Here is a 12225-nt window from a genome sequence, read left to right as displayed (position 1 = left end):
TAAGCTCGGTGACATGGTGCGCATCGGAGCTCACGTCGACCAGGACGACCCCGCCGCTCACGCCGAGGAGGTGGGGGCCGAGGTGGTGCAGTTCTTCCTCGGCGACCCCCAGGGCTACAAGAAGCCCGTGCTGCCCGCCAAACCGGTCGAGGGCGTCGACATCTACATCCACGCCCCCTACCTGGTCAACGTGGCCACCACCAATAACCGCATCAGGATCCCGAGCCGCAAGCTGCTGCAGCAGCACCTCACGGCGGCCGCGGGGATCGGCGCCAAGGGTCTGATCGTGCACGGCGGCCACGTCGGCAAGGACGACGACCCTCAGACCGGGTTCGACAACTGGCGCAAGGTGTTCGAGCGCATGGAGTGCCCCATCCCCGTGCTGATCGAGAACACCGCGGGCGGCGGCAACGCGATGGCGCGCAAGCTGGAGCGCATCGCCCGGCTGTGGGACGCGCTCGACGGGTTCGACGTGGGCTTCTGCCTCGACACCTGCCACGCCCACGCGGGCGGCGAAGAGCTGGTCGACCTGGTCGACCGGGTCAAGGCCATCACCGGCCGGATCGACCTGGTCCACTGCAACGACTCCCGCGACGCCTTCGACTCCGGCGCCGACCGCCACGCCAACCTGGGCAAGGGGAAGATCGACCCCGAGCTGATCCTGGCGGTCTGCCGGGCGGCCGCGGCACCCGTCGTGGTGGAGACGCCGGCCGAGGGCCAGGCCGACGACATCGCCTTCCTGAGGAAGAACCTCTAGGGAAAACACACAGCCTGTGGATAACTTCCCTGGATTACCGAGGAAGGAAAGGGGGTAGAAAGATCAGCCCGCCCACGCGCCATCGAGGAAGCGGGCGGCGTTGACCAGCATGAGCGGCCCCGAGATCAGGGCATAGAGGGCCAGCACCCACGCCTTCCTGGTCATCACCTTGGCGACCAGCACCCACACGGGAAACCACAGCAGCAGCGAGCGCGGGATCGACAGATAGTACGCCGACGTCATCAGCGCCGCCGCCTGCGCCCCCGTGTAGACCACCTCGCTCCACCGGCGCAGCACGAGCAGCCAGCCCAGCGCCGCGACCGCCACCACGGCCCCCACGATCTCCATCCTGAAGGCGACCGCGAAGTCGTCGGCGCCCATGGCGGAGTGCCAGGTCGTCTGCCAGGCCTCCCACGGCCACACGAAGTCGCGGCCCCACCCGGCCTCCTGTGCGTGCTTCCAGGCCAGCCAGTCACCCGTCCTGCTGTAGTGGTAGGACGAGTACGCCACCAGCGGGACGAAGGGCACCACCAGCCACCCCGCCCGGCGCGGCGCCTCCTTCTTCGTGACGAACTCCACGATGAGGGCGACCGCCAGGAACAATCCGGTGATCCGCACGCATGAGGCGCCCGCGGCCAGCAGCGCCGCCGCAGGCCAGCGTCCCTGCCTGGCGGCCAGCCACGCGGGGATGGCGAAGGCCAGGAAGAGCGACTCGCTGTAGCCCGCGGCCAGGAACACCGCCATCGGGAAGAGCAGCAGCGCCAGCACCGCCATCCAGCCGGAGGCGCCCTCGAACTCGGTGAGCCGGGCCAGCGCCATCATGGCGACCGCCCCGGCGGCCAGCGAGACCAGCAGCCCGGCCGCCGCCCAGTCGGGGACGACCAGGTAGACCATGCGCAGCGCCGCGGGCAGCCCGGGGAAGAACGCGGGCAGCCCTTCGTCCACCGGCTTGCCCGGCTCGCCGTCGTAGCCGTACTGGGCGATCGTGATGAACAGCGTGGCATCCCACTTGCGCCACTTGTCCAGATATTCGCCCAGCGTCACGCCGAGTACGGTCGCCAGCAGCAGCCCCGCCCGCGAGCCGCACCAGAGCAGCAGCGCGTCCCGGCCGGACGAGCGTGTGATCATCGGGCGATGGACGCCAGGGTGAAGCGGTCACGCGCGTCGGCGAACACGCCGCCCGCCTGGTCGTCGAGCCCGGCCTGCCGCACCACGTCCTTGTCGGGGCGCAGGATGTCGCGCACCACGAACGCCATCATGATGCCGATCGTGATGACCCGCCCCCAGACGGCGGTGAAGTAGGTGTCGTCGCCGATGCCCAGGTCGTCCCTGCTGAGCGGCGGCTGCGCGAGCAGGTAGAGCCAGATGGCGATGAAGTACCACACCTCGGCGAGCTGCCACAACGCCAGCGGCTTCCAGTTGGGCCTGGCCAGCACGGCGAACGGCACCAGCCAGAGCACGAACTGCGGCGACCACACCTTGTTCGTCATCATGAACGCGGCCAGCGCCAGGAAGCAGATCTGCGCCAGCCTCGGCCGGCGCGGAGCGGCCAGCGTGAGCACGGCGATGCCGAGGCACAGGACGGCCAGCGACGCCATGCCGAGCGTGCTGACGTCGGCCTCGCCCAGGACCGGCCAGCCCTTGTTCTGGAAGAACAACCACGGCGAGCCCCAGTCGACGCCGCGTTCCTGGGAGAAGACGTAGAACCGGCGCCAGCCGTCCCACGCGAGGACCATGAAGGGCAGGTTGACCACCAGCCACGCGCCGACGGTCGAGCCCATGGTGACCAGGAACGGCCGCCATCGCCCCGTGCGCCAGGTGAGCAGGAACAACGCGCCCACGAACATCAGCGGATAGAACTTCGTGGCGATCGCCAGCCCGAGCAGCACCCCGGCCAGCACCTGACGCTTACGTGCCCAGGCCAGCAGCATGCCCATGGACAACGCGCCCGCGATGAGGTCCCAGTTGATGTACGCGGCCAGGACCACGGCGGGCGCGACGGCGTACCAGAGCGGGTCCCACCGCCGTGTGGGCCCGGCCACCGCGGCCATCAGCAGCACGCCGGCCACGAGGGAGACGCCGAGCAGGATGACCGTCAGGTCGTAGAACCTGACGGCCTGCGCGACCTGGTCGGGCTCCAGCCACCGGACGATCCAGCTGAACGCCTGCATGACCTCACCCAGCACCACCGGGTATTCGACCTGCTTGTCGAACGGCACATCGGCGAAGTAGGGGTTCTGGGTGGCCAGCTGCCTGTCGAAGTAGAGCGGGTAGATGTCGGTGTAGCAGAAGTTGGTGTACGTCGAGATCTGGTCGTTCCAGCCGCCGGTGCGGCACGGCAGCCGTACGACGTACGCGAGAGAAGCCCCCAGGGCCGCGAACAGCCCCAGGGGAAGGTACGGGATGGCGCGCGCCACCAGCGGCGCGCGCACCTCCGTGCTCGTCATCGGCCCTCGAGCCTGCCGTTGGCCGGCCCCGGGCCTGCGGCTCTCCTGTCGGGCCCGGTGTCGCCACCCGCCACGTCGGGGTCGTCGATCTCGGGGAACCCGTCGTCGGCCGGCGGCGGATCGTCGATGGTGGGCTCGTCGCCGGTGTCGCCGTCACAGCCGATGAGGCAGTCGGGATCGTCGCCGGTCTCGTCGTCGAAGGGGTTCTCGCCGTCGTCGAACGGGTTGTCCGGCGTCTTCGTCGGCGTGGGCGTCGGGCTCGGCACGATGTTCTCCGGCGTGCCGATCTCGGCCTTCTCGGGGAACTCCTCGACCGGCTTGCCCTCGTGCGCGGCCAGCATGAACCGCTGCCAGGCGATCGTGGGCGGACCCGCGCCCTCGAAGCCCAGGGACACTTCGTACGGTCTGGTGTACGGGTTGTTGAGGTTGTACTTCTTGCTCGCCTTGCCCTTGGGCGTGATGGGGCAGTTGGAGTGGAGCGGCGCGACGACCTTGCCGCTCTTCGTCCTGCACTCCTCGCGGTAGAACCCGACGGCGGTGGAGATCTGCGGCGTGTAGCCGACGAACCAGGCGCCGTTCTCGTCGTTGTTGGTGCCGGTCTTGCCGGCGGCCGGCCTGTTGCCCAGGCCCTTGCCCGACGCGGTGCCGCTGCGCAGCACCTCCGCCATGGCGACGGTGGAGTCGGCGGCCACGCCGGGGTCGATGACCGACTTGGTGAGCTGCTGCTCGGGGTAGGCGACCTGGCCGTTCTGCTCGACCTTCTGCACGACGTGGTAGCGGGTGTATTTCCCGGCGTTGGCGAAGATGGAGTAGCCGGCGGCCTGCTCGACCGGCGTCACAGGGGCGCTGCCGATGGCGAACTGGTAGTGGTGCTCCTCGATGTCGGCTGTCATGGCCTTCTCGTTGAACCCGGCCGCCACGACGAGGTTCTTCACGTCGTCGAGCTGGTTGGGCAGCGCGTACGCCATGGAGACGAAGGCGGTGTTGACCGACTGGGCGGTCGCCTTGACGACGTCGACGGCCCTGCCGACGTTGTGGCTGTTGGTGATGCCGCCCTTCTGCTGGCCCGGCAGCTCCTTCGGCACGGTCTCGTTGCCCGGCACGTAGCTCTTGAGCGAGTAGCCGGCCTGCAGCCAGGCGGCCAGCACGTACGGCTTGAACGCCGAGGCGGCCTGCTTCTTCGACTCGAAGGCTTCGTTCCACGGGTCGTTGACGTAGTTGTCGCCGCCGTAGAAGGCGATGACGCGGCCGTTCTTCGGGTTGACCGCCGCCAGGCCGCCGTGGAACTCCTTCGACATGCCCTGCATCGTGGTCTTCATCGCCTGCCGGGCGGCCTTCATCAGTTTCCTGTCGAAGGTGGAGGTGATCTTGAAGCCGCCGCTCTCGACCTCGTCGCGGGTGAGGCCGCGCGACTCCAGCTCGTTCAGCACCTGCCGCACCATGTAGCCCCTGTCACCGCCCAGGGAGTTGCTGCTGGTGCTCTTCCTCGTCTTGGGGAACTTCGCGGTCTGCGGGAGCTGGCCGTATTTCTCGGGCCAGAGCTCGGCCATCCTCTTGATGGTCCGGTCGAAGCGATATTTCAGCGCCGGGGAGTCGGGTTCCCAGGCCGGCTGCTGGATCCGCGCGGCGAGGTAGGCGCCCTGCGCGGGGGACAACTTCGCGGCCGTCATATTCCTGCCGAAGTAGGCCCGCGCGGCGGCCTGGACGCCGTACGCGCGGCCGAAGTTGACGGTGTTGAGGTAGTTGCGCAGGATCTCGTCCTTGGTCAGCTGGTCGTCGAGCTTGACCGCGACGAAGATCTCCTTGATCTTTCGTTCGATGGACACTTCCTGGCTGAGGCCGTCGTAGTAACCGCGGGCCATCTGCTGGGTGATGGTCGAGGCGCCCTGCAGCTGCTGCCCGGTCACGGTCATGTACAGCGAACGCGCCATGCCGGAGAAGGAGATGCCGGAGTCCTCGTAGAACGTGTCGTTCTCGATGGCGATCGCGGCGTCCTTGACGCTGTCGGCCATCTCGTTGATCTCGACGCTCTCGCGGGGCATGCCCAGCCTGGCGATCTCGGTCTTGCCGTCGTTGTAGTAGATGGTGCTCTGCTGCGCGGTCGCCTCGGCCTGCACGGTCGTCGGCACCGGCGTGTTGGCGTACGCCACCATGATCATGCCGAACATGCCGGCCGCGAGCACCACGACGCCGGCCACGACGACCTTCCAGCTCGGCACGAACCTGCGCCAGCCGCCCCGGCCGCCGCCGCCCTTCTTGACGGGCGGTCCCGGGGGGTCGGGCGGGCCGCCCTGCCCCCGTCTGCGGCGCCGCGGGGCGTCGCTGACCATCGTCTCCTGGTTACCGAGCGTGCGCGACTCCTCGCGCGAGCGGGAGCGCGGCGGCGGCTGGTCGCCGCGCTCGCCCGCCGGGTCGCCGCGTCGGGGAGGCTCGTCGTACGGCTGTGCGGCCATGGCCCCGGTCTGCTCGTACGCCGCCTCAGGACGTCGAGCCTCCGGCGCCTCGCCCCAGCCGGGTCCGCCGGTTTGGCGAGAGGAACCTTGGGGCACAGAACGGGATGAGCTGGAGCGACGGCGCCTTCCTTGGCGTGCCGTCCCCTCATTCATGCTGTTACTCACACGTCCTCGCAACGTCGTCGGAACTGAAACGGCGGTAGGGCGTGAGGCTCCTCGCCGCCCTCGGTCTTCACGCTTGGCCGACGAGGTCAGGCGGTCCGTTCCCGAGTACGTACGAAACCGTCAAGTGGTTCCAGGAACAACCTTGGCAGACCTCGACAACGTACACCCGGAACTCATCGTAATCATGAGCCATGGCGATGAGCTCTGATGTGACTTTTGCCTGGCCGGCATGGCGCCCGAGGCACTCACCGTAGACATAAGTCACATGGGTGACGTTCTCCCTTTCGCAGACCGGGCAGAGACGTTCGGTCGGCTCGCCGAAGTGGCGTGCCGCGCGAAGGAGGTAGGGCTGTGCGTCACAGACGTCACCGCGCGAAGCTCGCCCGGAACGCAGGGAGCGGACTGCCGCCCTCTTCGCGAGACCGTAATCCACCACCCTTCGCTGTGACCACATGAGCGCCAGACTACGGCGTTTTGCGTGTCCATCCCAACGACTCCGCGGATTCATAGATTGCGGCGATATAGCGCCACGACGTATCCTCAAGATGTATCGGCTCGATACATCGACACGAGAGGAGGGCGGTTCCCATGGCCAGCGGACAGGGCAGAGTCTTGGAACTGGCCGTGCTCGGGTCGCTGCACGAAACGCCGCTACACGGTTACGAGCTGCGCAAACGGCTCAATGCCCTGCTGGGGATGTTCCGTGCGTTCTCCTACGGGTCGCTGTACCCCTGTCTGCGATCACTTTTGGCTCAGGGCCTCATCGCGGAGGAGCAGCCCGCTCCCGCCACGATCGTCGGCGGCCGGTCGAAGATCGTCTACAAACTGACCGCCGAGGGCAAGGAACGCCTGCAGGACATGCTCACCCAGGCAGGTCCTTCCGCATGGGAGGACGAGAGCTTCGGTGTGCATTTCGCTTTTTTCCGGCACACCGAGGCCGAAGTCCGTCTGCGCATTCTCGAAGGCCGCCGCAGCCGGCTGGAGGAGCGGCTCGACGCGGTGCGCACGGCGCTGGCGCGCACCAGGGAACGCCTCGACAGCTACACGCTCGAGTTGCAACGTCACGGGCTCGAGTCGGTCGAGCGCGAGGTGCGCTGGCTCAACGAGCTGATCGCAACGGAGCGCCGGGCCTCGGAAGAGCCCGGAAGAGACACCACGTCAACTGATGAGTAAGGGAGCGAGTGCGATGGGTTCGGTTCGCGTGGCCATTGTCGGTGTCGGCAACTGCGCGTCGTCGCTGGTCCAGGGCGTTCACTATTACAAGGACGCCGACCCGGACGTACGGGTCCCGGGCCTGATGCACGTGAAGTTCGGCGACTACCACGTCGGCGACGTCGAGTTCGTCGCGGCCTTCGACGTTGACGCCAAGAAGGTCGGCCGCGACCTGTCCGAGGCGATCGTCGCCAGCGAGAACAACACCATCAAAATCACCGACGTGCCGCCCACAGGCGTGACGGTCCAACGCGGCCACACCTTCGACGGCCTCGGCGAGTTCTACCAGGACATCATCGAAGAATCCGACGAAACCCCCGTCGACGTGGTCCAAGTGCTCCGCGACAACCGGGTCGACGTCCTGGTCTCCTACCTGCCCGTCGGCTCAGAAGACGCCGACCGCTTCTACGCCCAGTGCGCCATCGACGCCAAGGTCGCCTTCGTCAACGCGCTGCCCGTCTTCATCGCCTCCGACCCCGCCTGGGCCGCCAAATTCACCGAAGCCGGCGTCCCCATCGTCGGCGACGACATCAAATCCCAGGTCGGCGCCACCATCACCCACCGTGTGATGGCCAAGCTGTTTGAAGACCGCGGAGTCGAACTGCTGCGCACCTACCAGCTCAACTTCGGCGGAAACATGGACTTCATGAACATGCTGGAGCGCAAGCGCCTGCAGTCCAAGAAGATCTCCAAAACCCAGTCGGTCACCTCCCAGATCCCCCGCGAAATGGGCAAGAGCGACGTGCACATCGGCCCCTCCGACCACGTGCCGTGGCTCGACGACCGCAAGTGGGCCTACGTACGCCTGGAAGGCCGCTCCTTCGGCGACACCCCCCTCAACCTCGAATACAAACTCGAAGTATGGGACTCCCCCAACTCCGCCGGCATCATCATCGACGCCGTCCGCGCCGCCAAGATCGCCCTTGACCGCGGCATCGCCGGACCCATCCTGTCGGCGTCCTCCTACTTCATGAAGTCGCCGCCCGAGCAGTACTCCGACGACCAGGCCCGCGACTACGTCGAGAAGTTCATCCGTGGAGAGGTCGAGCGCTGACCCCTTGACCGTCTCCAAGGCGCCGCACCCGCGAACGGGCGCGGCGCCTTCCGCGTCAGAGGCGACGCTGAGGCGGGCGGCTCAGAGGCGGGCGGCCGGAGGCAGTTCGCCGACGGAGGCCGGCCGCCAGGTGAGCGGATCGGAGCCGAGCTCCGCCAACTGCGGCACCTGCTCCCTGCACCACGGCGAGATCGCCAGCATGCCGTTCAGCACGCCCTCCGTGAACTCCTTCCACGGCATCCACGACACCTCCCCCACCTCGTCGGGGTTGGGCACGGCGGGCGCGTCGACCGTGACCCGGAAGACCGGGCAGAGCTCGTGCTCGACGATGCCGTTGGCCATGACGGCGCGGTAGGCGAAGCCGGGCAACATCAGGTCGGCGCGATCGGCCTTCAGCCCCAGCTCGTAGGAGAGCCGGCGCAGGACCGCCCGATCCAGCGGCTCGCCCGGCAGCGGGTGGCCGCAGCAGCTGTTGGTCCAGACGCCCGGCCAGGTGATCTTGTGGTCGGCCCTCCTGCTGAGCAGGACGCGGCCTTCCCGGTCGAAGACGTAGCTGGAGAAGGCCAGATGGAGGGGGGTGTCGCGGGAGTGCACCGACGTCTTCGGCGCGGTGCCGAGCGCGTGGCCACTGCGATCGACCAGCACAACGTGTTCCTCAGTCGTCACGCTTCGAAGCGTACGTGATCATGTGCACCGTGCGGAACCCCGGGGTCACCTGCTGGACCGGCATCCACGCGTCCCAGGCTGCGGGCACGGGGCTAGGCTGACGGAGTGTCGTTCGTCGAAGATCTCCGCGTGGTCCTACGAGGCCGGGATTTCCGGCGCCTGTTCGGGACCCGGCTGGTCTCCCAGTTCTCCGACGGGATCTTCCAGTTCGGCGTGACCGGTTTCGCCTTCTTCAGCCCCGAGAACCAGACGACAGCGCTCCAGGTGGCCGCGGGGCTGGCCGTGCTGCTGCTGCCGTACAGCGTGCTCGGGCCCTTCGTCGGCGTGTTCATCGACCGCTGGTCGCGGCGGCAGATCCTGGTCGTCGCGCCCGTCGTACGCGGTCTGCTGCTGCTCGTGGCCGCCGGGCTGATCGCCGCCGACGTGCCGGATCCGCTGTTCTACGGCGCGGCCCTGCTGGTGCTCGGCGTCAACCGGTTCTTCCTGGCCGCGCTCGGCGCCTCGCTGCCGCACGTCGTCCCCCCTGAGCGGCTGATCGCGGCCAACGCGGTCACCCCCACCTCGGGGACGGTCGTCACGTTCATCGGCGCGGGCGTCGGATTCCTGCTGCGGGAGATCTTCGGCGGCGGCGACTTCGGCGTGGCGCTGCTGCTGGCCACGTCCGGCGTGGTGTTCACGCTGAGCGCGCTGGTGGCGCGGACGATGGAGCGTCAGCTCCTCGGCCCGTGGCCCGACCCCGACCGGCCGCAGGCGCGCCAGGAACTGCGCAACGTCGTCACCGGCCTGGCCGACGGCGTCAAGCACCTGCTGCGCCACCGGGTGGCCGCCGCGACGCTGGGCGCGATGGCCACGCACCGTTTCCTGTTCGGCATGTCCACCGCGCTCGGCATCATCCTCTACCGCTACTACTTCGCCGACGGCGACGCCGAGACCGCGCTGCGCGGGGTCAGCCTGGTCGTGGTCGGCGCCGGCCTCGGCACGGCCCTCGCCGTGATCGTCACCCCGTACGCGACCGAGTGGTTCGGGATCGAGCGGTGGGTGCAGATCGCGATGGCCGGAGCCGGGGTGCTGACGGCGGTGCTCGTGCTGCCGTTCCAGGAGTGGGGGCTGCCGGTGGCCGGGTTCGTGCTGGGACTGGCCGGGCAGAGCGTCAAGATCTGCGCCGACACGACGGTCCAGCGCGACGTCGAGGACATCTACCGGGGCCGCGCCTTCTCCATCTACGACATGCTCTTCAACGGCATGTACGTGCTCGCCGCCGCCCTGTCGGCGGTGATCCTGCCTCCCGACGGCAAGTCGTACGCCGCCGTGCTGATCATCTCGGTCGGCTATCCCGCGGCGGCGCTCGCCTACCGGATGATCACCACCACGTCACGTGCCGAGGTCGTTTGACCTGGCCCACTCCAGCAGCGCCTCCGTGGCCGCCTCCTTGCCGATCATGCCCTTGTCGAGCCTGAGGTCGAGCAGGAACTTGTACGCCCGCCCCACGACCGGCCCCGGCCCCACCCCGAGCACGCGCTGGATCTCGTTCCCGTCGAGCTCGGGCCGGATCTTGGCCAGCTCCTCCTCCTCGGCGAGCCTGGAGATGCGCTCCTCGAGGTGGTCGTACGTCCGCGACAGCGCCGCCGCCTTGCGCTTGTTGCGGGTCGTGCAGTCGGCCCTGGTCAGCTTGTGCAGCCGGTCGAGCAGGTGGCCGGCGTCGCGCACGTAGCGGCGCACGGCGCTGTCGGTCCACTCGCCCGTGCCGTAACCGTGGAAGCGCAGGTGCAGCTCGACCAGCCGGGAGACGTCGGACACGACGTCCTTCGGGAACTTCAGCTCGGTCATCCGTTTCTTCGTCATCTGGGCGCCGACCACCTCGTGGTGGTGGAACGACACCCGCCCACCCGGCTCGTGGCGGCGCGTCTTCGGCTTGCCGACGTCGTGCATGAGCGCCGCCCAGCGCAGGATCCGGTCGGGCTTGCCGTCCTCCTCCTGCGCGATGGCCTGGTCGAGCACCGTCAGCGTGTGCTCGTAGACGTCCTTGTGCCGGTGGTGCTCGTCGATCTCGAGGCGCAGCTTGGGCAGCTCGGGCAGCACGTAGGTCGCCAGCCCCGTCTGGACCAGCAGCCGCAGCCCCTCGCGCGGGTAGGCGCCGCAGAGGAGCTTGTCGAGCTCGTCGCGGATGCGCTCGGCCGAGACGATCTGGATGCGGTCGGCCATCGAGGACATCGCCGCCAGCGCCTCGTCGTCCACCTCGAACCCGAGCTGCGAGGCGAACCTGGCCGCCCGCAACATGCGCAGCGGGTCGTCGCCGAAGGACCGCTCGGGAGGCCCCGGAGTGCGCAGCACCTTGGCGCGCAGGTCGCGCAGCCCGCCGTACGGGTCGGCGAACTCGTGCCCTGGCAGCCGCACCGCCATCGCGTTGACCGCGAAGTCGCGCCGCTCCAGGTCGGCCTCCAGCGTCTCGCCGTACATGACCTCGGGCTTGCGCGACTTCGGGTCGTACGACTCGCTGCGGTAGGTCGTGACCTCGATGAGCGAGCCGCCCTTGCGCAGGCCGACGGTGCCGAAGTCGATGCCGATCGTCCACACGGAGTCGGCCCAGGGTTTGACGAGCTCCAGCACCCGCTCGGGGTGGGCGTCGGTCGTCAGGTCGAGGTCGTTGCCGATGCGGCCGAGGAGGAGGTCACGTACGGGCCCGCCGACCAGGGCGAGCTCGTGGCCGTGCGCGGCGAACAGGCGGCCGAGCTCGTCGGCCGCCGGAGCGATCTTGCGGAGCAGGCCGTGCATGGCCTGCCGCTGGCTTTCGGTCAGAGTTGAGTCGGACAAACTCAGTGGGTCCTTCCGGAACATATCCCCCGAGCCACACCAGGTCCGGGTTACCTTCGGTCTTGGGACCGTCGGGGGCCATGGAACGAGGTAAGGAGGACTATATGAAGGACGCCCTCGCGATCCACCGCTGGCTCCTCGCACACCAGGTCCATCATGAGATCGTACGCCTTCCGCGTCCCATGACATCCGCGGAAGAGCTGCCGAAGGCGGTCTCCGAGGCGCCCGAGAGGTGCCTGATGGTCACCGTGTTCGAGGTGGCCACCAGGGTCGGCCGCGAGGTCGTCGTCGCGGTGACCTCCCCCGTCGCCCTGCCGCCCAGGCCAGGAGCCGTCGGCGGGCTGCTCTCGGCGCGCCAGGTGCGCTACGCCCAGGCCCACGTGGTCAACGCGGCCACCGACTACGCCGACGGGCTGGTGTGCCCGCTGCTGCTGCCGGAGTCGCTGCCCGTGTTCATCGACGACCGGCTGCGCGTGGACGAAGGACCGGTGTTCATGCCCATCGGCGAACGCCACACCGCGCTCTCCCTGCGCGCCGTTGACCTGCTGACACTCCTGCCGGGGAAGCTGGCCGACCTACGGGGCACACGCCTGAGAGGATCACGTGGGGCGGTCGCGCGGCGGCACTGAACCCGTACCATTGCGGGCGTGCGTCGTCGTA

Annotated in this window: 11 protein-coding genes; 5 read left to right on the top strand and 6 right to left on the bottom strand. The window is 68.5% G+C overall.

Features of this window, described 5'->3' with window-relative positions:
- Positions 1–13 precede the first annotated feature (13 nt).
- The gene (locus ABGA98_RS36230) at positions 14–757 is read left to right on the top strand and encodes a deoxyribonuclease IV (RefSeq protein ID WP_347622954.1); all 744 of its coding nucleotides are present in this window, start codon (positions 14–16) and stop codon (positions 755–757) included.
- Between the two features lie 63 nt (positions 758–820).
- On the opposite strand, the gene ABGA98_RS36225 is transcribed toward ABGA98_RS36230, so the two are convergent.
- The 4 genes from ABGA98_RS36225 to ABGA98_RS36210 all read right to left on the bottom strand — a co-directional run bounded on the left by ABGA98_RS36225 (position 821) and on the right by ABGA98_RS36210 (position 6276).
- The gene (locus ABGA98_RS36225) at positions 821–1885 is read right to left on the bottom strand and encodes a mannosyltransferase family protein (RefSeq protein ID WP_347622953.1); all 1065 of its coding nucleotides are present in this window, start codon (positions 1883–1885) and stop codon (positions 821–823) included.
- On the bottom strand, positions 1882–3204 hold the full coding sequence (locus ABGA98_RS36220) for a glycosyltransferase 87 family protein (RefSeq protein ID WP_347622952.1): 1323 nt from the start codon (positions 3202–3204) through the stop codon (positions 1882–1884). The genes ABGA98_RS36225 and ABGA98_RS36220 overlap by 4 nt, the downstream gene beginning before the upstream one ends.
- Positions 3201–5657, bottom strand: a complete 2457-nt coding sequence (locus ABGA98_RS36215; protein ID WP_347622951.1) for a transglycosylase domain-containing protein — start codon at positions 5655–5657, stop codon at positions 3201–3203. The genes ABGA98_RS36220 and ABGA98_RS36215 overlap by 4 nt, the downstream gene beginning before the upstream one ends.
- Positions 5658–5889: 232 nt before the next feature.
- Positions 5890–6276, bottom strand: a complete 387-nt coding sequence (locus ABGA98_RS36210) for a DUF5318 family protein (RefSeq protein WP_347622950.1) — start codon at positions 6274–6276, stop codon at positions 5890–5892.
- A 134-nt stretch (positions 6277–6410) separates the two neighbouring features.
- On the opposite strand from ABGA98_RS36210, the gene ABGA98_RS36205 reads away from it, so the two are divergent.
- Together ABGA98_RS36205 and ABGA98_RS36200 are read left to right on the top strand one after the other, a co-directional pair.
- Positions 6411–6995 carry a PadR family transcriptional regulator gene (locus ABGA98_RS36205; RefSeq protein WP_132512827.1) on the top strand — a complete coding sequence of 195 codons (585 nt, stop codon included), beginning with the start codon at positions 6411–6413 and terminating at the stop codon, positions 6993–6995.
- A 13-nt stretch (positions 6996–7008) separates the two neighbouring features.
- Entirely contained in the window at positions 7009–8088 is a 1080-nt protein-coding gene (locus ABGA98_RS36200) for an inositol-3-phosphate synthase (RefSeq protein WP_347622949.1), read from the top strand.
- 81 nt (positions 8089–8169) lie between these two features.
- Here the strand turns inward: ABGA98_RS36200 and idi are convergent, their stop codons facing one another.
- Positions 8170–8754 (bottom strand): isopentenyl-diphosphate Delta-isomerase, encoded by a 585-nt coding sequence (gene idi, locus ABGA98_RS36195; protein WP_347622948.1) that lies wholly within the window; start codon positions 8752–8754, stop codon positions 8170–8172.
- 105 nt (positions 8755–8859) lie between these two features.
- Here idi and ABGA98_RS36190 point away from each other — a divergent pair, with 105 nt between their 5' ends.
- A complete protein-coding gene (locus tag ABGA98_RS36190) occupies positions 8860–10146 on the top strand; it encodes an MFS transporter (RefSeq protein ID WP_347622947.1) in 1287 nt (428 codons plus the stop codon).
- Here ABGA98_RS36190 and ABGA98_RS36185 read toward each other — a convergent pair.
- Entirely contained in the window at positions 10126–11526 is a 1401-nt protein-coding gene (locus ABGA98_RS36185; protein ID WP_347623130.1) for a CCA tRNA nucleotidyltransferase, read from the bottom strand. The two genes, ABGA98_RS36190 and ABGA98_RS36185, sit on opposite strands and share 21 nt — an antisense overlap.
- A gap of 143 nt (positions 11527–11669) precedes the next feature.
- Here ABGA98_RS36185 and ABGA98_RS36180 point away from each other — a divergent pair, with 143 nt between their 5' ends.
- A complete protein-coding gene (locus tag ABGA98_RS36180) occupies positions 11670–12194 on the top strand; it encodes a YbaK/EbsC family protein (protein ID WP_347622946.1) in 525 nt (174 codons plus the stop codon).
- Positions 12195–12225: the final 31 nt, after the last annotated feature.

Origin of the sequence: Nonomuraea sp. B1E8, from assembly GCF_039871515.1 — a bacterium.
Lineage (GTDB): Bacteria > Actinomycetota > Actinomycetes > Streptosporangiales > Streptosporangiaceae > Nonomuraea.
Note: the sequence above shows the minus strand (reverse complement) of the source record. Positions and strands in the feature narration are given on the sequence as shown.

Bases quoted from the DNA above. Each gene is read 5' to 3' on its own strand.
- ABGA98_RS36205 (WP_132512827.1), top strand. From the start codon at position 6,411: ATGGCCAGCGGACAGGGCAGAGTCTTGGAACTGGCCGTGCTCGGGTCG.
- ABGA98_RS36210 (WP_347622950.1), bottom strand. From the start codon at position 6,276: ATGTGGTCACAGCGAAGGGTGGTGGATTACGGTCTCGCGAAGAGGGCG.
- ABGA98_RS36185 (WP_347623130.1), bottom strand. From the start codon at position 11,526: ATGCACGGCCTGCTCCGCAAGATCGCTCCGGCGGCCGACGAGCTCGGC.
- ABGA98_RS36225 (WP_347622953.1), bottom strand. From the start codon at position 1,885: ATGATCACACGCTCGTCCGGCCGGGACGCGCTGCTGCTCTGGTGCGGC.
- ABGA98_RS36180 (WP_347622946.1), top strand. From the start codon at position 11,670: ATGAAGGACGCCCTCGCGATCCACCGCTGGCTCCTCGCACACCAGGTC.
- ABGA98_RS36230 (WP_347622954.1), top strand. From the start codon at position 14: ATGGTGCGCATCGGAGCTCACGTCGACCAGGACGACCCCGCCGCTCAC.
- ABGA98_RS36220 (WP_347622952.1), bottom strand. From the start codon at position 3,204: ATGACGAGCACGGAGGTGCGCGCGCCGCTGGTGGCGCGCGCCATCCCG.
- ABGA98_RS36200 (WP_347622949.1), top strand. From the start codon at position 7,009: ATGGGTTCGGTTCGCGTGGCCATTGTCGGTGTCGGCAACTGCGCGTCG.
- ABGA98_RS36215 (WP_347622951.1), bottom strand. From the start codon at position 5,657: ATGGCCGCACAGCCGTACGACGAGCCTCCCCGACGCGGCGACCCGGCG.